Genomic DNA, 19,351 nt, shown 5'->3' with positions numbered 1-19,351 from the left:
TAACCCGGCCTGATCTCAACTTATGAGCGAAGATATGCCTCCTGTGACCGACCATCCGCTCCGCTATGCCACGGTGAATGAGCTCCATGCCCGGCCATTCCCGGCGCTGGATCTGCCCTGCACCGCTGTGATGATGGCGTTCAAGGAGCCGGTGGATGCTGCAGGTCGCGACCGGACCCGCGACCGCGATCATCTGATCGATCTGATAGACCGCAATGGCGGCGCCCATCCGCAACCCGATGCCACGCATTTTTCGGGTCCGATTGGCCGGACCGAGCTGAAATGGGAAAGCCATACCGAATTCGTGACCTATTCGGCCTTTACGCCGGGTGTCTCGTCGCGCCCCTTTGATCCGGCCGAGACGGAAGTATTCCCCGAGGATTGGGTGCAGGCGGCGCCGGGCGGGCGGATTGCCTCGGTGCTGATCCGCATCGAGCATATGCCTGCGAGCATGGGTGAGCTTTTCGCCCGCTGCGAGGACTGGTTCGTGCCCGAAAGCCTCGCTTTGTCGAAAGTGGTTGACGGGGCGGCGGTGATCGCCGGAGATTTCCGCATTGATCCGGCGGGCAATATGCGTTTCGCGGTCTTCATCCGCCCCGGCACCGGGCGTCGGCGCATCGGGCGGATCGTGCAGCGCCTGTGCGAGATCGAGGTCTACCGCGCCATGTCGATGCTGGGGCTTTTGCGGGCGCGCGATCTGTCGGGCAAGCTCAACCAGCTGGACCCGCGGCTTTCGGCGCTGGTTTCGGGGCTGGATACCACAGGGGGCAAGGGGCCGGCGCCCGAGGCAGCTTTGCATGATCTGTTGTCGATTTCCTCCGAGCTTGAGCGGCTGGCGGTGCGGGTCTCGTTCCGTTTTGGCGCCACGGCGGCCTATGAGGCGATCCTGAACCAGCGCATCCAGGTCTTGCGCGAGGAACGGCTTGAAGGGCGGCAGACCTTTGGCGAGTTTATGATGCGTCGCTATGATCCGGCGATGCGGACAGTGAAATCGGCCCAGGCGCGGCTGGAAACGCTGTCGACCCGGGCAGAGCGCGCCGCAGAGCTTTTGCGCACCCGCGTCGATGTCGACCGCTCGGCGCAGAACCAGCGGCTGTTGGAAAGCATGGACCGCCGCGCGGATCTGGCGCTCCGGTTGCAACATACGGTCGAGGGGCTTTCGGTGGTGGCGATCAGCTATTACGCGGTGAGCCTTGCGTCTTACGCGCTATATCCGCTGGGGAAACTCGCGGGGCTGTCGAAAGAGATGATGACGGCGGTGCTGGTTGTGCCGGTGCTTGCGCTGGTCTGGCTGGGCCTGCGCCGGATCCGGAAGAGCTTTCACTGAAACCAGGCTGGCCCGGATAAAGGCAGCCATCCCGGGGGCGCGCCTGAAATCAGTGATGAGGTGGGGTCACGCCGTCCATTTTCCGGAACATGAACCTGGCGGAGCCAGTAACATCGCAGATCGTGTCATTCCCGGCGGTGCAGATCACCGCTTCCAATGCACAGATGTTGACCAGGTCACGTTCCGTGGATTTGGTTCGGCCGCCAGGTAAATCGATCCACAGATCGCTGGTGAAGGTCGCCCTGGTGATGGCATCAAAATCGACATAATCGGGGCCCGAGACGCAGGGGGCCGATGATGGCGGTGACCTGACGCCTGTCTGCTGGAGCGATCAGGATGACGGCATCGGCGTTATGACCGCGCCTGAACATCGAGGTTTCGCCTGAACCGAGGGTCACGGTGTCATTACCGCGCCCGGTGTCTGTGGCGCCGAGCCACGCGGTGTTGTTCCCGACCCGCTCATTGCTCTGTCTTTCTATGCGCCTCTGAACCGGGTGCCATCATAGCCCCGGTCAACAAGCGACAATTCCGCCTTCGATAAATTGCCGACGAGCGCAGCAGCTCCCGTATAGTCGCTGAGCCTTTCCAGCGATCATGAAGAGGCGGGCAGGGCGGATATCGGCATCAACGGCTTCGGAACCGCCGCACTGGACTTCCGAGCGTGCATCATCGAGAAAATACACTTTTCTCGCTCCATCGCTGCCAGCAAGTGCAGAGGGGCCCAGGTCCGTCACTGTGAGGGAGTTCTGAAAACCAGAACGCCCCCTTTCCTGGTATCGAAAATGCGGTCCTGTGGATTAGGTCCGGGGTCAGTTTCAGACGCCTTGCACAAAAACGATCAGACAGGGATGAATTCGTCTGGTGCTGCCGGAGGAATTGAAATCTTGTGCGATTCTGAGGATCGATTGCCGGACCTGCAGATCCGGAATAAAGGCGCATCGCATTTCTCGTCATTTCTGTGGCCGGCGGATAGGCGGTGCAGAACTCCGGCCCGGGCATTGCCGCAAAGGCGCCCGCCGGAACACCTGGGTCTGGACGTTTGCGGAGAAGCAGAATGAGTTTTCCCATCCACGAAAACAGCCCCCTCCGGCATCGGGGCCGGTTGCCTGTGGTCTGTGATACGGTGGTGATCGGAGGCGGTATCATCGGGGTGATGACCGCGTGGGCGCTGGCGAAAAAGGGCCAGCGGGTGGTTCTGTGTGAAAAGGGGCTGATCGCGGGCGAGCAGTCCAGCCGCAACTGGGGCTGGATCCGCCAGCAGGGGCGCGATCCGGCGGAACTGCCGATCATGATGGAAAGCCTCGCGCTGTGGCGCGAGCTTGCGGCCGGGACGGGCGGGCGGCTCGGGTTCCGGCAAACCGGTGTTCTGTATCTCGCCAATAAAGAAGGCGACATGGCGGGGTTCCGGTCATGGCTCGATTCGGTCGCGGGCTCTGGGGTGGACAGCCGGATGCTGAGCGCGCGCGAGGTGGCGGATCTGGTCCCGACGGCCAAAGCGGGCTGGACGGGCGGTCTCTGGACGGCATCAGATGCGCGGGCCGAGCCATGGGTTGCGGTGCCGGTGCTGGCAGATCTGGCGGCCGAGGCGGGGGTGGTGATCGTTGAGCATTGCGCGGTGCGCTGCCTTGATCTTTCGGCGGGCCGGGTCGCGGGCGTGGTGACCGAGGCCGGGCGCATCGCCTGTGATCAGGTCGTGGTTGCCGCTGGTGCCTGGTCGCGGCTTTTCCTTGGCGCGCATGGCGTCAGGATCCCGCAGCTTTCCGTCCGCGCGACCGTGGCGGCGACCGAACCGCTTCCGGATCTTTTCCCGGGCGCCGCGGTGGACAGCCATTTCGCCTTTCGCCGCCGCGAGGATGGCGGCTATACGCTCGCCCCCGGTGACCACCAGAATTTCTGGATCGGCCCCGATGCCTTCCGCGAATTCGGCACCTATTGGCCTTTGCTGAAGCGCACCTTCGGCCAGACCAGCCTGCAACCGATGGCGCCGAAGGGCTATCCCGATGCCTGGTCGACGCCGCGCTGGCTGAAGGGCGATGTCGAAACCCCGTTCGAGCGGATGCGGATCCTGAACCCCGCGCCTGATCGCAAGGCGCTGGAGCGGCTCCGGACCCGCTTTGCCGAAGCCTTCCCGCAGATCGGCAAGCCGCGCCTGACCGCCAGCTGGGCCGGTATGATCGAGACCATGCCCGATGTCGTCCCGGTGATTGACCGCACCGAAAAGCTGCCGGGCGTTGTGATCGCGACCGGGCTTTGCGGTCATGGTTTCGGCATCGGGCCGGGCATGGGCCGGGTGATCGCCAGCATGATCCTGGGGGAAGACATAGGTCATGACATGAGCCGCTTCCGGCTGTCGCGTTTCACCGACGGATCAAAACTGGTGCCGGGGCCGAGCCTTTAGGCCCGGGCTCCGGTTTTGAGGAACGGCTCCCGCCGCTGCGGCGGGGGCTTGCCCTTCCGCGCGCCGGAGATCAGACTCCGCGCCGAAGGAGACGCCCATGCCCGTCAAGAACCGTTTCGCCGAACTCGCCCCCGAGATCAAAGCCTGGCGCCAGGATTTCCATCGGCACCCCGAGCTGAATTATGACCTGCCGCGCACCGCCGGGCGCGTGGCGGAACTGTGCCGGGCCTTTGGCTGCGACGAGGTGACGGAAGGGGTCGGACGTTCGGGCGTGGTCGCGGTGATCCGGGGGCGCTCGGACAGCGCGGGCCGGGTGGTGGGCTTACGCGCCGATATGGATGCGCTGCCGATCCATGAGAAAACCGGCCTCGATTACGCCTCCGGCACACCCGGGATCATGCATGCCTGCGGCCATGACGGCCATACCGCCATGCTGCTCGGCGCCGCGAAATACCTCGCCGAGACGCGGAATTTCGATGGGTCGGTGGTCTGTATCTTCCAGCCGGCCGAAGAGGGCGGCGGCGGCGGTCTTGCCATGGTCAAAGACGGGCTGATGGAGCGCTGGAACATCCAGGAGGTTTACGGCCTTCATAATATGCCGGGGATCCCGGTTGGCCGTTTCGCGATCCGCCCGGGTGCGATCATGGCGGCGTCGGATGAATTCTCGCTGACCCTGACCGGGCGCGGCGGCCATGCGGCAAAACCGCAGGAGGCGATTGATACCACCGTGGTCGCATCGCATCTGGTGCTGGCACTGCAAAGCATCGTGTCCAGGAACACCGATCCGCTGCAATCGGCGGTGGTCTCGGTCGCGACGATCCACAGCGATTCGACCGCCTATAACGTGCTGGCCGAAGAGGTGGTGATGAAGGGCACCGTGCGCACCCTGGACGAGGGGGTCCGCGCGATGATCGAAGCGCGGTTGCGCCAGATCTGCGAGGGCGTGGCCGCGACCTATGGTGCGACGGTCGATGTCCATTTTCGCCGTGGCTATCCGGTGACGGTGAACCATGAGGATGGCACCGCCCATGCGGCGGCTGTGGCGCGGGCGATCTCACCCGAAGTTGATGCCGAAACCGCGCCTTTGATGGCGGCAGAAGACTTCTCCTATATGCTGCAGGAGCGCCCGGGTGCCTATATCTTCCTTGGCAATGGCAATAGCGCGCCACTGCACCAGGCCGGGTATAATTTCGACGACGAGGCCGCACCCTTCGGCGCAAGCTGGCTTGCCGGCATGGCCGAGGCGCGGATGCCGGTCGCGTGAAATACAGCGCGTGAAAGGAGACAGAGATGACTGAGGAACGTGCGGTTCTGGCCGGGGGCTGTTTTTGGGGGATGCAGCAGCTGCTCCGCCGTCTGCCGGGGGTGGTGAACACCCGTGTCGGCTATACCGGCGGCGAGGTGCCCAATGCCACCTACCGCAATCATGGCCGCCATGCCGAGGCGATCGAGGTGGTTTTCGACCCCGCCCGGATCAGCTACCGCCAGATCCTTGAGGCATTTTTCCAGATCCATGACCCGACCACCCGCGACCGTCAGGGCAATGACCTTGGCCCGAGCTACCGCTCGGCAATTTATTGGGTGACCGAGGATCAGCGCGAGGTGGCGCTTGAGACGATCAAAGATGTCGATGCCTCCGGCCTCTGGCCTGGCCCGGTGGTGACCGAGGTGGAGCGGGTTTCCGATTTCTGGGAGGCCGAGCCCGAACATCAGGATTATCTGGAGCGTCAGCCGAACGGCTATACCTGTCATTTCCCGCGCCCCGGCTGGGTCTTGCCAAAACGCGCGGCGGAGTGATCGGCGCGGCCTTTACCTGGCGCGGGGGCGGTCCCAGACCATGGCGCTCAGCCGCGGATCGGTGAAGCTTTCCCTCGGAAAATCAATCCCCTGGCGCGGATGTTCGCGCAAGGCCATCGCGCCGGTGGGGCTGAGACGGATGCGCCAGGTCTGGCGGTCCTGGATCCCGGTTGCGGCAAAGGCGCCGCAGCTGAGCACCGCCAGATTGGCGCCGCCCTTCGGGTCGCGCACCGATGTGTAGCGGATGATCTCTGCCCCGGCCTCGCGGGCCGCCTCAGCCAGGCTCTGGCAGGGCGCGTAATCGGTCGGATGGCTCCAGGCCGGGTCGGCCATCGGCGGCGCTGTCAGATCAACCGCCCGCGCGGTCGCGAGTTTGGCCGCAAATGCGGTATATTCCGCCGGTCCGTCGGGAAAGGGCGTCGCCGGGCTCTCGGCGTAAAACAGGAAACGGTAGAACACCATTTCCGCAAGCGCGGTCTGCACTTTTTCGGCGCCATACCAGACGCCCGGCGTCAGCCCGGCGCGACGAAAGCGCGACCCATGCGGGTAGGGGCGATAACGAAAGGGCGTGGCCAGCAGGTAATCAAGCCCCTGACAGGCGGCAGGCATCGGCGGTTTGGTGGTTTCCAGAATCTCTTCCAGCAGCGCCTGTTCCGCAAGGCTGTCCACCAGTTTCAGGGTCGAGACCAGGTGCTGCGCTTCGACCAGCCGCCAGCCGCGCCCCTGAAAGGGCCTGCATTCAGAGCCGAGCGCGGCGGCTGTCCAGATAGGCGCAGACATCAACAAGTCCCTGAACTGAGGTGATCTTTTCCACCGGTGCGGCGCCCAGCGCCTCGTTCGGGGCCGAAATCCAGGCCCGCGCCACCGCCTCATCGCCACCGGTAATCGCATCGAGCGAGCGGTAAAGCCGCACAAGCATCGCTGCGAGTTCAAAGGTCTTGCTGCCTTCCTCGATCCCGGCAGTGCCGCGTTTCAGCCGCGACACACCCGGTTCCGAGAGGCCGGTCACCCGGGCGAATTGCCGCGCCGAAAGACCAAGACGTTCGGCTGCACGCAGGGCGGCTTTGCCAAGCACCTGGCCAGGCGAGGGCTGATCCAGTGCGATATTGGGGAAAGAGATCATCTGAAGGCTCCTTTCAAGTGAAAATATAGGCGCATTTGGTTTCATATGAAAGGGGGTAACCGGCATGTGGTATCGAAACATCGGTCGCAGTTGAAGCAAAGAAAGACAATACCTAAAGTTTATAGAGATATTGGAGGCGCAAATGCTCACAATCGGCAAGCTCGGGGACCGCACCGGCGTCAAGGTGCCCACGATCCGCTATTACGAACAGATCGGCCTCTTGCCCGAGGCGGAACGTTCTTCCGGCAATCAGCGCCTCTACAGCCGGGTCGCCGAAGAGCGGCTGCGCTTTATCCGCCATGCGCGCGATCTGGGTTTCCCGCTCGAGGCGATCCGCGATCTGCTTTCGCTTTCCGACCAGCCGGATCAGCCCTGTGCCGCCGCAGACAGTATCGCGCGCACCCAGCTCGGGGCGGTGCGTGAGCGCATTTCGCGGCTGAAAGCGCTGGAACATGAGCTGGAGCGGATGGTCGTTCAATGCGCCCATGGCACGATCAGCGATTGCCGGGTGATCGAGGTTCTGGGCGATCACAGCCTGTGCAACCACGATCACCCCGCGGCGGCGGGAGAGACAGGGCCAGGACCGCGTGAGACGGCTGTCACCGGAAAAATAGCCGGTTTCTAAACGCCTTAGCCAGGAGGTGCGCTTGCCTGTCTAAGGTCTTGCAGGGCCGAAGCACCTGGCCGCTGCCGCTTGAGGGGCAAGGGGGAGGGCCTGCAACCGCACTGACAGAAAGGGAATCCTCTTCCTTTCCTGGAGGCATCTTTAGAATTCTTAATCACGATAAATCATGTAGTCTTTTCCTGTGACCTAGGGAAAGGACCATGGTAATGATCAACACGCTTATCGTTCCAGGCCTTGACGGGTCGGCTGCACCCCATTGGCAACATTGGTGGGCGGCCAGTGACCCTCATGCGCTGATGGTGGATCTCTCGGACCCGCATCGCCCTGTGGCGGCGGTCTGGGAGGTGGAGCTGGCCTCGATGATCCTCGCGCATCCCGACTGCGTTCTGGTTGGTCATTCCCTGGGGGCGATTTTGATCGCGCGGCTTTTGACGCAATGGCCGCATCTGCGGGTGGCGGGCGCCTTGCTGGTTGCCCCGGCCGAGACCGCTGGCGCCGACCGTATCGGCCATTTCGGCCCGATCCCGGAAGAGGTGCTTGACCTGCCGGTGATCGTCGCCGCCAGCCGCAACGACCCATGGATGGGCTTTTCGCGCGCGGCGCAACTTTCCCGCGCCTGGGGGGCAGAGCTGGTCGATCTCGGCTTCGCGGGCCATGTGAATGCCGATGCGGGCTTTGGCCCCTGGGAAGAAGGCCGCGTCCTGCGCAACCGTCTTCTGGCGGGGGCGCTGGATGACACCACCGCGCCGTCGCGATTTCGCGCAGCATATGGCTACGGGACGCCGGACGCGCAGCTGAGTAGAGCCCGGACCAGGACAGGAGGGGCGCTGTGAGCGCGCGGGACACTTCGCGCGTTACGCCAAGCCGGGGGCAGGAAAGGGCGGCGGTCCTGCTGGCAAGCCTCGCGATGGCGGCTGTGCTGGCGCTGACCGTCACGCCAAAAAATGCGCTCGGGTTCCTCTCCGCCACACCGGCCCAGGCCAATGATGGCCGGCTGGTCGAGGAGCCCGCCCGCTGAGGCAGGGCACTGGTCGCGGGGGCGCGACACACAACCGGAATGCTGCGGCGATGCGGCTGCCCGAATATCAGCCGTGATCCGGCCTCGGATACGGGCATCCGGCGAACCACGGGCATCCAGAGAACGGAGAGACAGATGATCTATAATGGCTTTGATCCGGGCGTGCTGGCGATACTGGCAGGCGAAGACACGGTCGTGCAGGGCGCAGTGGTGACAGGCGGGGCAGCACAGGAGAGTGACGAAAACGCGCAGGCGACCGCGGACCCCGGCGACGGCATTCTGATCTGTGTCGCCGCGACGGTCTTGCTGGCAGCGGCGATTCTTCTCAGTGGAATCGGGGCCTGAACAGCGATCCCGACCGCCGTGCACACCAGCGCGGGTCCGGGTATACATGATCTGGATCTGCGGCCCGACCCTAGGTTAAGCGGCTCCCGGGACCTGGATCGCGCGACGGTTCAACGCGGAATCGGCGCAAGCCATGCCAGTCTTTGGCGGTATTTCACTTTCTCGCGCAGCTGTGTGACGGCGGGGCTTGACCAGGCCCTTCGGATCATGGCGCATGGCCGGATTGGTTCCTCGTGGGCGGTGCTCCGGCATCGCGCCACGGCGGAGGTGTGCAAAGCCGGCGGCAAGCATCCCGCGATCCTGCCAGATCCGGGGCGTGTCTGCTCCTTCCCGCCGGCGGGAAAGGACAGTTTTATGAGCGTTGTGGTCAGTCGTCGTGCGGCTCTTCTGATGACCCTTTCGGGGCTGGTTTCGGCCTGTGCGCCAAAGGTGCCCGACTCCGGGTCGCAACCTGATCCTGCCGCCAATGTCCCTCCGGAAATCCTCGCGATGTATGGCGAGCTCGAGGATAACGGGTTCCATATCCCGGCCGTAAACCCGCGCTATCTGATTGCCGAAAACACCCGCACCGAGGTGGATCTTGCGATCACCGAATCCCCCGGCGCGATCATCGTCGATCCCTGGCAGCGCTATCTTTATCTGATCCGGGGCGGCAATCGCGCGCTGCGCTACCGTGTGGCGGTGGGCGATCAGGGCCGGTCCTTCGAGGGCGCGGCGGTCGCGCAATATGACCGGGTCTGGCCGAGCTGGCGGCCGACCGACAATATGATCCGCGAGCGCCCGGATATGTATGCCGCCTATGCCGACGGGTTGCCGGGCGGGCCGCAAAATCCGTTGGGCGCGCGGGCGATCTATCTCTTCCGGGGCGGGCGCGACACCTATTACCGCATCCATGGCACCAATGAGGTCGCCTCGATCGGCCATGCCACATCGGCGGGCTGTATCCGCATGTACAACCAGGATGCCATTCATCTGGCGGCGAACTATGTCAAAGGCGGCAAGGTGCTTGTCCTGAGCCCCGAACAAAGCGCCGGTGCCTTCGGATCCTTTGTGCCCGCAACCACGCCCTATAGTGGCGCCTCGTTCAACCAGCCGGCGGCAGTGCCGGAGGTTGCGGCCGCCGATCCGGCCTATGGCTACCCGACCGGCTTCCCTGAAAGCCCCTATACCAGCAGCCTGAACTGAGACAGTGATGAAAAGACGCGATCTGATCAGGGGCTCTCTCGGGAGCTCGCTTGGCGCAATGATGCTGGCTGGGGCGGCATTTCCCGTCCGGGCCGAAGAGATGCTGCCGGGTGCGGCCCCGCGCGAGCTGACGCATGACCCTGATCAGCCGGTGCTGGGCAATCCCGATGGCTCGGTGACCATCGTGGAATACTTTGATTAACAGTGCCCTTTCTGCCGCGACTCGCATCCGGCCCTGCTGGATTATGTGCGCTCTGACGGCGATATCCGTCTGGTGATGAAAGACTGGCCGATCTTTGGCGAGGCCTCCGTGCGCGGTGTGCAGCTTGGCCTCGGCTCGGTGGCACTTGGCCGCTATGCGGAGGTGAATGCCGCGCTGATGGCCGGAAAAGGACGCCGGGTCGATGCATTGCGGATGGATGCGGCGGTACGCGACGCCGGTCTGGATCCGGAGGCCGCCATCGCGAGCTTTGAGCGCGAACGCGACAAATGGGTTGCGCTGATTGACCGTACCATGGCCGAGGCTGATTTCTTCGGCCTTCCCGGCACACCGGCCTATCTGGTCGGGCTGAACCTCTTTCCACGCGTTACCGAAATCGCGGAACTGCGCGACGCCGTCGCGGCGGTCCGCCGGGGGTAAGCGCTGCGGGAGACCGGCGGGCCGGGGCAGCGCCCCGGCCAGGGTCGGCCAGACGAGGCCGTCAGGACAACACCGGCGCGACAACACCGGCGCGACAACACGGGCGAGGCAGGCCGCGCGCCCCGTTTTGTCACGACCGCTCTCGACACTGGCGGCGGGATCGGCAAAATGGGCGGGCGCCCGGCACCTGTGATGCGGCGATGCCGCCGGGCCGCAACCTGCTCTGATTTCGGACCTGATCCTTGACGTCCCTCCTGTCCTATCTGCCCGCGCTCGGTCTCGGTACTGCCGGAGGCCTGGTCGCCTGGGGGCTTGGCCTCCCGCTGCCCTGGATGCTTGGCGCGCTTTTTGCCACCATGATCGCCTCGGTCGCCGGGCTGCGGATCCAGGGGCCCAATGCCATCCGCCCTGCGGTCGTGGCGGTGATCGGCGTGCTGCTGGGCTCGCGTTTTGCCCCCGAGGTGCTGGGCCATATGGTCACCTGGATCGGGACGCTGTCGCTTTTGCTGGTCTATCTGCTGGTCGTCGGCCTGATCATTGTGCCCTGGTATCGCTATGCCGGCGGCTATGACTGGCGCACCTCTTTCTTTGCCGGGATGCCGGGGGGACTGGCCGAGATGATCGAGCTTGCCGAGGCCAAAGGCGGCAAGCCGGAGCCCGTCATTCTTGCCCACAGTCTCAGGATCGTCGTGACCATCTCGCTGATCGCGTTGTGGTTTCGGGTCATCATGGGCCATGATGTCGGTGCGGGGGCGGCAAGTGGCGCGGCTCTGCCGGAATGGCGGGAGGCGGGGCTTTTGCTGGCCGCCGCCATATTCGGGAGCCTGACCGGACGCGCCCTGAACTGGCCGGCGCCGACCTTTCTCGGGCCGATGGCGCTTTCGGCGGCGCTGCATCTGAGCGGCATATCCGAAGCCGCGCCGCCTGCGGTTCTGGTCAATGCGGCCCAGGTGATCCTCGGCACCGTGCTGGGCTGCCGTTTTCGCGGCGTGCCACTTTCGGAATTGCGCAAGGCGGGGGCGCTCAGCATCGGATCGACCGTGCTGGTCCTCGGTGTTGCCTTTGCCTTCAGCCATCTGATGCGCATCCTGACCGGCACCAGCCCGGAACAGGCCATGCTCGCGCTTGCCCCGGGCGGGCTGACCGAGATGGGGCTGATCGCGCTGGCGATCCATGCCGATGTCGCCTTTGTCGCGCTGCATCACGTGGTCAGGATCATCGCGATCATTGTCGCGGCCCCGGTGGTTTTCGCCCTGTTCGAGCGCCGTCTCGCGCCGGGGGGGGCCGGGAAGGGCGGATCCGGGGATCCGCCCTGATCTGTCTTATGGCAGGATCGCCGTCACCGGATGCGGCGTGGTTGCGGTTTCCTCCGGCAGGACCGGCAGCACCACATGGGGCATGGTGCCGGTCAGACTGTCGAGAAAGGCCACGATCTGCGTGGTCTCCTCGGGGTGCAGCGCTTCGCCAAGCTGGCTTTCGGCCATGATCTCGACCGCCACGCGCAGATCCCAGACCTTGCCGGAATGGAAATAGGGCGCGGTCAAAGCGATGTTGCGCAAAGGCGCGGCGCGGAAGACATATTCGTCATCCACCGTCGCAGTGACCGCGAAGCGTCCCTTGTCATCGGGGGGCAGGATTTCGGCGCCGGGCTTTTCGATCAGGCCGAACGGGTAATAGCCATGCCCGCCGACATTGACGCCCGAATGGCAGGACGCGCAGCCCTTCTCCATGAAAAGCTGCAAGCCGGCCAGCTGATCCGCCGTCATCGCCGCATCATCGCCATTGAGCCAGGCATCAAAGGGCGCGGGCGTGATCAGGGTCGCCTCGAAGACCTCGATCGCTTTGGCCATATTGTCAAAGCTCAGCGGTTCGGCATCGTCGGGAAAGGCCGCGTCGAACCAGGTCACATATTGCGGCATGGATCCCAGCGTGGCGATGACATTGGCGGGCGTATTGGCCATCTCGACGCCGGCCTGGACCGGCCCCTTGGCCTGGGCCGCGAGGTCATCGGCACGCCCGTCCCAGAACTGCGCCTCATTGAGCACCGCATTCAGCACCGTGGGCGCATTGCGCGGCCCTTTTTGCCAGCCATGACCGACCGAGGTTTCCATATTGTCATCCCCGCCGGTGGTCAGGTTGTGGCAGCTGTAGCAACTGAACACGCCCGAGGCCGAGAGACGCGGATCGAAAAACAGCGCTTTGCCCAGATCGAGCTTCGCCGGGGTCGAGGGGTTACCCGCGATGGCGGGAACCGTCGAAGGCAGGGCTCTGAAGGTTTCCAGCGCGAGATCGCGCAAGGTATCTGCAGAAGCCGCCGTCCCGGACAAAATCGCCGGGACGAGGAGGGAGAGGAGGATTGGTTTCATGCTTGCTCCTGAAGGTTGAGCTGGCGTTCGCGCAGGGCCAGTCTGGGGCCAGGCGCGGGCAGGGCGCCATGATCGGGATCAAAGCCGGAAGCAGCGCTGGATTAATTTAAATAAGTATATGAAAATAATATATTATTCTTCAGGCGCACGGATCCACTTTACCCGGGTTGTGGGGGCGGAGCCTTTCTGAGCGACCGCTCCCCGGAAGAGATCAGTTTCGAATTGTGCTATTGCCCGATTTTCAGACAGCTCTGGTCTTTGATCATGCGGCGGAAAGATGAAATTGCAGCAGGGGCGGCGATTTCTCTTGCTCAATCGTATTGGGTACCCGCAATATGATCAAAATATAATAAGACTGAAAACCACACCACAGGGGTGATCTTTTGGCTGTTACTGCTGCCATTATGGCGAAAGATGTGACCAAGGCGTTCGGTCAGGGCGAAACCGTGGTCAGGGCGCTGGACAATGTGTCCTGCGAAATCAGAACCGGCGAATTCTTTACGCTTCTCGGGCCATCGGGCTGTGGCAAGACCACGCTTTTGCGCCTGATCGCGGGGTTTGAGATGCCAAGCGCCGGGCAGATCCTGATCGATGGCCAGGATGTGACCGGCCAGCCCCCAAACAAGCGGGCGGTGAATACGGTCTTCCAGTCCTATGCTCTGTTCCCGCATCTGAGCGTGGCCGAAAATATCGGCTTCGGGCTGAAGATGAAGGGCATCGCAAAATCCGAGATCGACCGGACGGTCCAGGAAATGTTGGCGCTGGTCCGGCTCGAGGCGATGGCGGGGCGCAAGACCAGCCAGCTCTCGGGGGGCCAGCAGCAGCGGGTGGCGCTGGCGCGGGCACTGGCGCCGCGGCCCAAGGTTCTGCTTCTTGATGAGCCGCTTTCGGCGCTTGACCTTAAGTTGCGCAAGGAAATGCAGGTCGAGCTGAAACGGCTCCAGACCGAGACCGGCATCACCTTTGTCTTCGTCACCCATGACCAGGAAGAAGCGCTGACCATGTCGGACCGCATCGCGGTCATGTCGGCGGGCAGGATCCAGCAGCTTGGCGCCCCGCGCGAGATCTACACAAAACCCCGTAACCGCTTTGTCGCCTCCTTCATCGGCGAGACGAATTTCCTGACCGCAACCGGCGTGCCGGGCGGAGCAAAGCTTGCTTCGGGTGAGGTGATTGCGGTCGATACCGGCGGCAAGGGCGGGCAGATCACGCTTGCGGTGCGGCCCGAACATGTTGAGATCACCCCGCCGGAGGCGCAGGGCGCGATCCCGGCCGAGGTGCGGGGCTCGGTCTATTTCGGCACTGATATGAATTACCAGATCGTGCTGCCCGACGGGACCGGGATCGAGGCCTGTGTGCAATCGGGCGTCACCGGCGAGGCGCTGATCGGGCAGGGGGCGAAGGTGGGGATCCGGTTCGCGCCGGGCTCTGTTCTCATGCTGGAGGATTGAGCGATGGCCCGGACACATGGCGCGAGCGAGGCCGAGCGCCTTCAGGCCGCAAGCTCGACCCGCAATGCCTGGGCGCTTTCGGCCCCGGCGCTGATCCTTTTGTTCTGCGCGGCGGCAGGGCCCCTGCTGATCGTGCTGATCTATTCCTTCCTCACGGCTGGCCCGACCGGCGGCGTGGTATGGGACTTCTCGACCGAGGCCTGGGTTGGGGTTCTTTACACCCGCGACATCTTTGATGATGGCAATCTGGTGCTCGCCGATGCGCATCTGACGATCTTCTGGCGTTCGGTGAAAATCTCGATCCTGACCACGCTGATCACCTTTGCCCTTGGCTTCCCCACTGCCTGGTTCATCGCCACACGCCCGCTGAAAGAGCGCGCGCTCTGGCTGTTCCTGATCACCATTCCCTTCTGGACCAATCTGCTGATCCGCACCTTCGCGATCACCGAAATCATCCGCAATGAGGGGCTTCTGAACAAGATCCTGCTGGGGATCGGGGTGATTTCCGAACCGATCCGCATCATGAACACCGATACCGCCGTGCTGATCGGCATGGCCTATGTCTATCTGCCGCTGATGGTGCTGCCGCTGTTTGCGGCCATCGACCGCTTCGATATGCGGCTTCTGGAAGCGGGATATGACCTTTACGCCTCGCGGCTTCAGGTGCTGCGTCATGTGGTATTGCCGATCGTGAAGCCTGGCATCATCGCAGGCTCGATCCTTGTCTTCATCCCCTCGCTTGGCGCCTATGTCACGCCGCGCGTGCTGGGGGGCGGCAAGAATATGATGATCGGCAATTTCATCGAGCTGCAATTCGGCCAGGGCCGGAACTGGCCGCTCGGCGCGGCACTTTCCATGACGCTTTTGCTGATCGTGATGCTGGCGATGATCTTCTATGTCCGCGCCGCGACCAAAGGGGGCAAGAGCCATGGCTGATAAAAGCTTTGAAGTCTCGCGCCTGCCCGGTTTCGCCACTGTCGCCATCCTGGTCTTTATCGCGCTCTATCTGCCGATCTGCACGCTGGTCTTCTATTCCTTCAATGCCGGCACCACGCTTTCGGTCTGGCAGGGCTTTTCCTGGCGCTGGTATATCGAGGCCTGGGAGAATGATGTCGTACAGGCCGCCGCGCTGCGCTCGCTGCAGATTGCGGTTTCGGCCAGTTTCATCGCGACGGTCGTGGCGACCATGGCCGCCCTCGCAACCACCAGGCGCCGCGCGTTTCGTGGCCAGACGGCGATCTATGCCTTTATCAACCAGCCGCTGATGGTGCCCGAGATCGTGACCGCAGTGGCGCTTTTGATCGTCTTCGGGGTGATCAAGGCCTGGACCGGCTATCAGGGCCTCTGGTATCTGATCCTCGCGCATTCGGCCTTTTGTGTGCCCTTTGCCTATCTGCCGATCCGGGCAAGGCTGGAAGGGATGGATCTCTCGCTGGAATCGGCGGCGGCGGATCTTTACGCCAATCCCTGGCAGACCTTCCGCTTTGTCACGCTGCCGCTTCTGTCCCCCGGGATCGCCGCCGGCGCGATGCTTGCCTTCGTCATCAGCCTCGATGATGTAGTGATTACCGAGTTTGTGAAATCCGCAGGCCAGGATACGCTGCCGACCTATATGCTCGGCCAGCTGCGCCGGACGCTGACGCCCGAGGTCAATGCGATCTCGACCGGGCTTCTGGTGCTGACGGTGCTGCTGCTGGTCGGGTTCTCACTTATCAACCGCAAGAAAAACTGAACCGAATGGTTCTTGTCCAAAGTTTCACAGGGAGACGGATATGAAGAAATTCCTCAGCACGGTGGCCATTCTCTGCGCCACTGCCGCCATGGCCAGCACCGATGACAAAGTGCTGCAGCTTTACAACTGGGGCGATTATACCAGTGCCGAGCTGCTGCGGAAGTTCGAGGCAGAGACCGGCATCAAGGTTATCGTCACCGATTACGATTCAAACGACACCGCCCTGGCAAAGATCCGCGCCGGCGGCCATGGCTTCGACATGGTGGTGCCTTCGGCCAATTACGTGCCGATTTTCGTCGAAGAGGGGCTGGTGGCGGAGCTTGACCATTCGAAACTGCCCAATATCGGCAATATCGCCCCGGAATGGCGCGATGTGTCCTGGGATCCGGGCCGCGCCCATACCATTCCCTGGCAGTGGGGATCGACCGGGATCATGGTCAACAAATCGGTCTATAGCGGCGACATCAACACTTCGGCGATCTGGCTGGATGTGCCGGATGAGCTGAAGGGCAAGATCAATGTGACGCCGGAGATGAACGATATCGTCTATATGGCGGTGTGGTATGTCGGCGGCGAACCCTGCACCGAAGACACCGAAGTGCTGAAAAAGGCCCGTGACGCGCTGATCGCAGCCAAGCCCGACTGGATTTCGATGGATTATGGCGCCACCGAGAAGATGTCGAGCAATGACTGGGCGGCGACCGTTTACTGGAACGGGGCGGCCCTGCGCTCGCGCATCAATAACCCCGATGTGCATTTCGGTTACCCGAAAGAAGGCTATCCGCTGTTCATGGATTCGGTGGCGATCCTCTCGGATGCCAAAAACCCAGAAGGTGCGTATAAGTTCCTGAACTTCATCATGGAGCCGGAAAACGCCGCGCTGATCTCGACCCATGCCAAATATGCCAATGGCATCACCGGCTCTGAGCCGTTCATGCCCGAAGAGATGAAGGGCGCCCCGGAGATTGAGATCCCGGAAGCCTCGAAAGCCGCCGGTCACTTCCTGCAACGCTGCCCGCCCAAGGCGCAGGAATATATGACCGCGATCTGGACCGAGCTGATGAAATAAGCGGCAGCGCCGCTTTGTAAGATCCAGGGCGGCCCGCTTCGGGCCGCCTTTCTGCCGAATGGAGCCTGAGATATGCCCGCCGACCTGATTTTCATCAATGCCAAGGCCCTGACCATGGATCCCGACATGCCCCGGGCCGAGGCCGTGGCGATTGCCGCGGGGCGTATCCTCGCCGTGGGCTCCAATGCCGATATCACCGCGCTGAAGGGGGCGGCCACGAAAGTGGTGGATGCGGGCGGGCGGATGCTCCTGCCGGGCTTTGTTGAAAGCCATCTGCATCTGGGGCTTGGCGGATCCGAGCTGAGCGATCTGCAACTGACCCATGTGCATGGCATAGACCAGCTGCGCGAGGCCTTTCTGGGCTATGCGGCGGCCAATCCGGATCTGCCCTTCCTCATGGCGCAGGGCGCCGATTATGGCCTTATCGAAGGCGGCGCCAACCGCCATATCCTCGACAGTATCATCGCCGACCGCCCGATCGCGATGACCTCGCATGACCATCACACGATCTGGGCCAATACCCTTGCGCTGGAACTTTCCGGCACGCTGAACGGGCTGGCCTGTTCGCCCGGCCATGAGGTGGTGATGGGGGCGGACGGGCTGGCGACCGGAGAGCTGCTGGAATTCGAAGCCTTTGGCCGGGTCGTTGATCTTGCCGGGCGCGGGCGGCTTAATCTGGGCATCGCGACCGGTGGCGAGCCGGTCAATCCGAGCCAGGCCGAGCGCGATCTGGACAAGGATATGTTCGAGCGCGGCCAGATCCATTGCGCGCAATATGGCATCACCTCGATGGTGATGATGGATGGCAACCGCTACACGCTGGAATGCCTGCGCGAATTGCAGGAAGAAGGCCGGCTGCTGGCGCGGGTCAAGGTGCCCTTCCATTACAAACCCAGTATGGACCATTCCGAGCTGGACCGTGCCGTCGAGATGACCGAGAGCTTCAATGATGAATGGCTCAGCTCGGGCTTTGTGAAAATGTTCATGGATGGTGTGCTCGACAGTTATACCGCCTTCATGCTGAACGATTATCCGACAAAGCCCGGCCATAGATCGGTCGCGCTTTTCCCGCCGGATCAGTTCAACCCGCTGGCAGCCGAGATCGACCGCCGCGGCCTGCAGATCGCGGTTCATGCCATCGGTGACGGGGCCGTGCGGACCACGATTGATGGCTATGAAACCGCGCAGATCCAGAATGGCAAGCGCGACTCGCGTCACCGGATCGAACATATTGAACTGATCGACCGCGCCGATGTGCCGCGTGTCGGTGCGCTTGGGATTGTTGCGAGCCTGCAGCCCTCGCATCCGCCGGGCGCAATGGATTTCGGGATGGAGCCGACGCTGACCAATATCGGGCAAGCGCGCTGGCCGGATGCCTATCTGCACAAAACGCTGGCCGATCATGGCGCGCCCGTTGCCTATGCCTCGGACTGGGCGGTGACCGATGTGGCGGTCTTGCGTTCGGTCCAGGCGGCGGTGACGCGGGTGCCTTACAGCGATTCCTGCACCGATGAGCGCCTCAGCCTTGAGGAAAGCCTTTACGCCTATACGGCGGGCGGCGCCTGGGCGGCGCATACCGATCATATCACCGGTCGGCTGAAACCCGGCCTCGCGGCGGATCTGGTGCTTTTGCAGGAAGATCTGGAACAGGTCGCACCCGATCAGATCGGCAAGGTCCAGGTCGCACTGACAATCTGCGGCGGGCGGGTGACCTATGCGGCTGAAGGCCAGGCCATCGGATAAGGCCATCTGATCGCAGGGCTGATTTCAGGGTCAAAAGACGGTGACGTTACGGCACCTGAAGCAAAACTGAGACAGTCGCCGGCGGGGCTTGCCTGAATCCCGCCGGCGTTGTCATTTGTTAACTTGCCTGTGGAAATCTTTCGCCTAAGTTGCCCCTCTTCGAGAAGACAGTTCATCTCCGCCCGGCGGGCGCGTCAAAGGTCTCAGTCATGTTTCCATTCCTGCCCCCCAGCGCGGCCCAGCTCATGCGCCTTGGCCTGCGATCTTCGGTCATGATGGCCGAGGCACAGGCGGTGATCGCGATGCGAATGGCCGGGATGATGGGGATGTGGCCGGTTTCACCGGGCGAGAATGCGCGGATGGTGTCGGAAAAGATCGCAGCCCTGCAAGAAGCGCAGATCGCGGTGATGAAGGCCGCGATGAAGGGGGCCTCGCCCGCGACGATGGCCGAGGCCGCTTTGCGCCCGGTGCGCCGCCGCACAAAAGCCAATGCCGAACGGCTGGCGCGGGACGTCACCCGTTAAGCCACCCG

General features: G+C 63.2%; 21 protein-coding genes and 1 pseudogene. 18 read left to right on the top strand and 4 right to left on the bottom strand.

What is annotated here, in order from left to right; translation table 11 throughout:
- Nucleotides 1-34: 34 nt before the first annotated feature.
- Nucleotides 35-1,327, top strand: a complete 1,293-nt coding sequence (locus AC4FS3_RS06250; RefSeq protein WP_283177982.1) for a DUF3422 family protein — start codon at nucleotides 35-37, stop codon at nucleotides 1,325-1,327.
- A 478-nt stretch (nucleotides 1,328-1,805) separates the two neighbouring features.
- Here the strand turns inward: AC4FS3_RS06250 and AC4FS3_RS06245 are convergent.
- Nucleotides 1,806-1,953: pseudogene (locus AC4FS3_RS06245) on the bottom strand (IS5/IS1182 family transposase); the annotation flags it as partial.
- Nucleotides 1,954-2,381: 428 nt separating this feature from the next.
- Here AC4FS3_RS06245 and AC4FS3_RS06240 point away from each other — a divergent pair.
- From AC4FS3_RS06240 to msrA, 3 genes are all read left to right on the top strand, one after another.
- The gene (locus tag AC4FS3_RS06240) at nucleotides 2,382-3,725 is read left to right on the top strand and encodes an NAD(P)/FAD-dependent oxidoreductase (RefSeq protein WP_491019796.1); all 1,344 of its coding nucleotides are present in this window, start codon (nucleotides 2,382-2,384) and stop codon (nucleotides 3,723-3,725) included.
- A 97-nt stretch (nucleotides 3,726-3,822) separates the two neighbouring features.
- Nucleotides 3,823-4,989 (top strand): M20 aminoacylase family protein, encoded by a 1,167-nt coding sequence (locus AC4FS3_RS06235; protein WP_491019795.1) that lies wholly within the window; start codon nucleotides 3,823-3,825, stop codon nucleotides 4,987-4,989.
- Between the two features lie 26 nt (nucleotides 4,990-5,015).
- Nucleotides 5,016-5,522: a peptide-methionine (S)-S-oxide reductase MsrA gene (msrA, locus tag AC4FS3_RS06230; protein WP_283177979.1), complete on the top strand. Its 507-nt coding sequence runs from the start codon at nucleotides 5,016-5,018 to the stop codon at nucleotides 5,520-5,522.
- Between the two features lie 12 nt (nucleotides 5,523-5,534).
- Here msrA and AC4FS3_RS06225 read toward each other — a convergent pair whose 3' ends face one another.
- Together AC4FS3_RS06225 and AC4FS3_RS06220 are read right to left on the bottom strand one after the other, a co-directional pair.
- Nucleotides 5,535-6,302, bottom strand: a complete 768-nt coding sequence (locus tag AC4FS3_RS06225; RefSeq protein WP_283177978.1) for an RES family NAD+ phosphorylase — start codon at nucleotides 6,300-6,302, stop codon at nucleotides 5,535-5,537.
- Nucleotides 6,262-6,645, bottom strand: a complete 384-nt coding sequence (locus AC4FS3_RS06220) for an antitoxin Xre/MbcA/ParS toxin-binding domain-containing protein (protein WP_283177977.1) — start codon at nucleotides 6,643-6,645, stop codon at nucleotides 6,262-6,264. Before AC4FS3_RS06220 ends, AC4FS3_RS06225 begins: the two co-directional genes overlap by 41 nt.
- A 142-nt stretch (nucleotides 6,646-6,787) precedes the next feature.
- Between AC4FS3_RS06220 and AC4FS3_RS06215 the strand changes: the two genes are divergently transcribed.
- The 8 genes from AC4FS3_RS06215 to AC4FS3_RS06180 all read left to right on the top strand — a co-directional run bounded on the left by AC4FS3_RS06215 (nucleotide 6,788) and on the right by AC4FS3_RS06180 (nucleotide 11,774).
- Entirely contained in the window at nucleotides 6,788-7,270 is a 483-nt protein-coding gene (locus AC4FS3_RS06215) for a MerR family transcriptional regulator (protein ID WP_283177976.1), read from the top strand.
- Nucleotides 7,271-7,476: 206 nt separating this feature from the next.
- The gene (locus tag AC4FS3_RS06210; protein WP_491019794.1) at nucleotides 7,477-8,103 is read left to right on the top strand and encodes an RBBP9/YdeN family alpha/beta hydrolase; all 627 of its coding nucleotides are present in this window, start codon (nucleotides 7,477-7,479) and stop codon (nucleotides 8,101-8,103) included.
- Nucleotides 8,100-8,288 carry a hypothetical protein gene (locus AC4FS3_RS06205; protein WP_491019793.1) on the top strand — a complete coding sequence of 63 codons (189 nt, stop codon included), beginning with the start codon at nucleotides 8,100-8,102 and terminating at the stop codon, nucleotides 8,286-8,288. The genes AC4FS3_RS06210 and AC4FS3_RS06205 overlap by 4 nt, the downstream gene beginning before the upstream one ends.
- Nucleotides 8,289-8,423: 135 nt before the next feature.
- Complete coding sequence (locus AC4FS3_RS06200; RefSeq protein ID WP_491019792.1) at nucleotides 8,424-8,633, top strand: hypothetical protein; 210 nt, start codon at nucleotides 8,424-8,426, stop codon at nucleotides 8,631-8,633.
- Nucleotides 8,634-8,987: 354 nt separating this feature from the next.
- Nucleotides 8,988-9,818, top strand: coding sequence for a L,D-transpeptidase (locus tag AC4FS3_RS06195; RefSeq protein WP_491019791.1), 831 nt, complete (start codon nucleotides 8,988-8,990; stop codon nucleotides 9,816-9,818).
- Between the two features lie 7 nt (nucleotides 9,819-9,825).
- Nucleotides 9,826-10,020: a hypothetical protein gene (locus tag AC4FS3_RS06190; RefSeq protein ID WP_491019790.1), complete on the top strand. Its 195-nt coding sequence runs from the start codon at nucleotides 9,826-9,828 to the stop codon at nucleotides 10,018-10,020.
- A 45-nt stretch (nucleotides 10,021-10,065) separates the two neighbouring features.
- Nucleotides 10,066-10,458 carry a thioredoxin domain-containing protein gene (locus AC4FS3_RS06185; RefSeq protein ID WP_491019789.1) on the top strand — a complete coding sequence of 131 codons (393 nt, stop codon included), beginning with the start codon at nucleotides 10,066-10,068 and terminating at the stop codon, nucleotides 10,456-10,458.
- A gap of 242 nt (nucleotides 10,459-10,700) precedes the next feature.
- Nucleotides 10,701-11,774 carry an AbrB family transcriptional regulator gene (locus AC4FS3_RS06180; protein WP_491019788.1) on the top strand — a complete coding sequence of 358 codons (1,074 nt, stop codon included), beginning with the start codon at nucleotides 10,701-10,703 and terminating at the stop codon, nucleotides 11,772-11,774.
- Nucleotides 11,775-11,780: 6 nt separating this feature from the next.
- Here AC4FS3_RS06180 and AC4FS3_RS06175 read toward each other — a convergent pair whose 3' ends face one another.
- On the bottom strand, nucleotides 11,781-12,824 hold the full coding sequence (locus AC4FS3_RS06175; protein WP_491019787.1) for a cytochrome-c peroxidase: 1,044 nt from the start codon (nucleotides 12,822-12,824) through the stop codon (nucleotides 11,781-11,783).
- Nucleotides 12,825-13,207: 383 nt separating this feature from the next.
- On the opposite strand from AC4FS3_RS06175, the gene AC4FS3_RS06170 reads away from it, so the two are divergent.
- The 6 genes from AC4FS3_RS06170 to AC4FS3_RS06145 all read left to right on the top strand — a co-directional run bounded on the left by AC4FS3_RS06170 (nucleotide 13,208) and on the right by AC4FS3_RS06145 (nucleotide 19,343).
- The gene (locus AC4FS3_RS06170; RefSeq protein WP_491019786.1) at nucleotides 13,208-14,275 is read left to right on the top strand and encodes an ABC transporter ATP-binding protein; all 1,068 of its coding nucleotides are present in this window, start codon (nucleotides 13,208-13,210) and stop codon (nucleotides 14,273-14,275) included.
- 3 nt (nucleotides 14,276-14,278) lie between these two features.
- Nucleotides 14,279-15,211, top strand: a complete 933-nt coding sequence (locus AC4FS3_RS06165) for an ABC transporter permease (RefSeq protein ID WP_491019785.1) — start codon at nucleotides 14,279-14,281, stop codon at nucleotides 15,209-15,211.
- Nucleotides 15,204-16,007, top strand: a complete 804-nt coding sequence (locus tag AC4FS3_RS06160; RefSeq protein WP_283177967.1) for an ABC transporter permease — start codon at nucleotides 15,204-15,206, stop codon at nucleotides 16,005-16,007. The genes AC4FS3_RS06165 and AC4FS3_RS06160 overlap by 8 nt, the downstream gene beginning before the upstream one ends.
- 40 nt (nucleotides 16,008-16,047) lie before the next feature.
- Nucleotides 16,048-17,076 (top strand): extracellular solute-binding protein, encoded by a 1,029-nt coding sequence (locus tag AC4FS3_RS06155; protein ID WP_491019784.1) that lies wholly within the window; start codon nucleotides 16,048-16,050, stop codon nucleotides 17,074-17,076.
- Between the two features lie 72 nt (nucleotides 17,077-17,148).
- A complete protein-coding gene (locus AC4FS3_RS06150; RefSeq protein ID WP_491019783.1) occupies nucleotides 17,149-18,819 on the top strand; it encodes an amidohydrolase in 1,671 nt (556 codons plus the stop codon).
- A 209-nt stretch (nucleotides 18,820-19,028) separates the two neighbouring features.
- Nucleotides 19,029-19,343 carry an antifreeze protein gene (locus AC4FS3_RS06145; protein ID WP_491019782.1) on the top strand — a complete coding sequence of 105 codons (315 nt, stop codon included), beginning with the start codon at nucleotides 19,029-19,031 and terminating at the stop codon, nucleotides 19,341-19,343.
- Nucleotides 19,344-19,351 lie beyond the last annotated feature (8 nt).

The organism is Pseudogemmobacter sp. TB195, from assembly GCF_058313095.1.
The sequence above is the reverse complement of the archived record's forward strand: the minus strand, read 5'-3'. Positions and strand labels throughout refer to the sequence as shown.

Coding starts and splice junctions, on each gene's coding strand:
- AC4FS3_RS06250 (WP_283177982.1), top strand. CDS start 35: ATGCCTCCTGTGACCGACCATCCGCTCCGCTATGCCACGGTGAATGAG.
- AC4FS3_RS06240 (WP_491019796.1), top strand. CDS start 2,382: ATGAGTTTTCCCATCCACGAAAACAGCCCCCTCCGGCATCGGGGCCGG.
- AC4FS3_RS06235 (WP_491019795.1), top strand. CDS start 3,823: ATGCCCGTCAAGAACCGTTTCGCCGAACTCGCCCCCGAGATCAAAGCC.
- msrA (WP_283177979.1), top strand. CDS start 5,016: ATGACTGAGGAACGTGCGGTTCTGGCCGGGGGCTGTTTTTGGGGGATG.
- AC4FS3_RS06225 (WP_283177978.1), bottom strand. CDS start 6,302: ATGTCTGCGCCTATCTGGACAGCCGCCGCGCTCGGCTCTGAATGCAGG.
- AC4FS3_RS06220 (WP_283177977.1), bottom strand. CDS start 6,645: ATGATCTCTTTCCCCAATATCGCACTGGATCAGCCCTCGCCTGGCCAG.
- AC4FS3_RS06215 (WP_283177976.1), top strand. CDS start 6,788: ATGCTCACAATCGGCAAGCTCGGGGACCGCACCGGCGTCAAGGTGCCC.
- AC4FS3_RS06210 (WP_491019794.1), top strand. CDS start 7,477: ATGATCAACACGCTTATCGTTCCAGGCCTTGACGGGTCGGCTGCACCC.
- AC4FS3_RS06200 (WP_491019792.1), top strand. CDS start 8,424: ATGATCTATAATGGCTTTGATCCGGGCGTGCTGGCGATACTGGCAGGC.
- AC4FS3_RS06195 (WP_491019791.1), top strand. CDS start 8,988: ATGAGCGTTGTGGTCAGTCGTCGTGCGGCTCTTCTGATGACCCTTTCG.
- AC4FS3_RS06190 (WP_491019790.1), top strand. CDS start 9,826: ATGAAAAGACGCGATCTGATCAGGGGCTCTCTCGGGAGCTCGCTTGGC.
- AC4FS3_RS06175 (WP_491019787.1), bottom strand. CDS start 12,824: ATGAAACCAATCCTCCTCTCCCTCCTCGTCCCGGCGATTTTGTCCGGG.
- AC4FS3_RS06165 (WP_491019785.1), top strand. CDS start 14,279: ATGGCCCGGACACATGGCGCGAGCGAGGCCGAGCGCCTTCAGGCCGCA.
- AC4FS3_RS06160 (WP_283177967.1), top strand. CDS start 15,204: ATGGCTGATAAAAGCTTTGAAGTCTCGCGCCTGCCCGGTTTCGCCACT.
- AC4FS3_RS06155 (WP_491019784.1), top strand. CDS start 16,048: ATGAAGAAATTCCTCAGCACGGTGGCCATTCTCTGCGCCACTGCCGCC.
- AC4FS3_RS06150 (WP_491019783.1), top strand. CDS start 17,149: ATGCCCGCCGACCTGATTTTCATCAATGCCAAGGCCCTGACCATGGAT.
- AC4FS3_RS06145 (WP_491019782.1), top strand. CDS start 19,029: ATGTTTCCATTCCTGCCCCCCAGCGCGGCCCAGCTCATGCGCCTTGGC.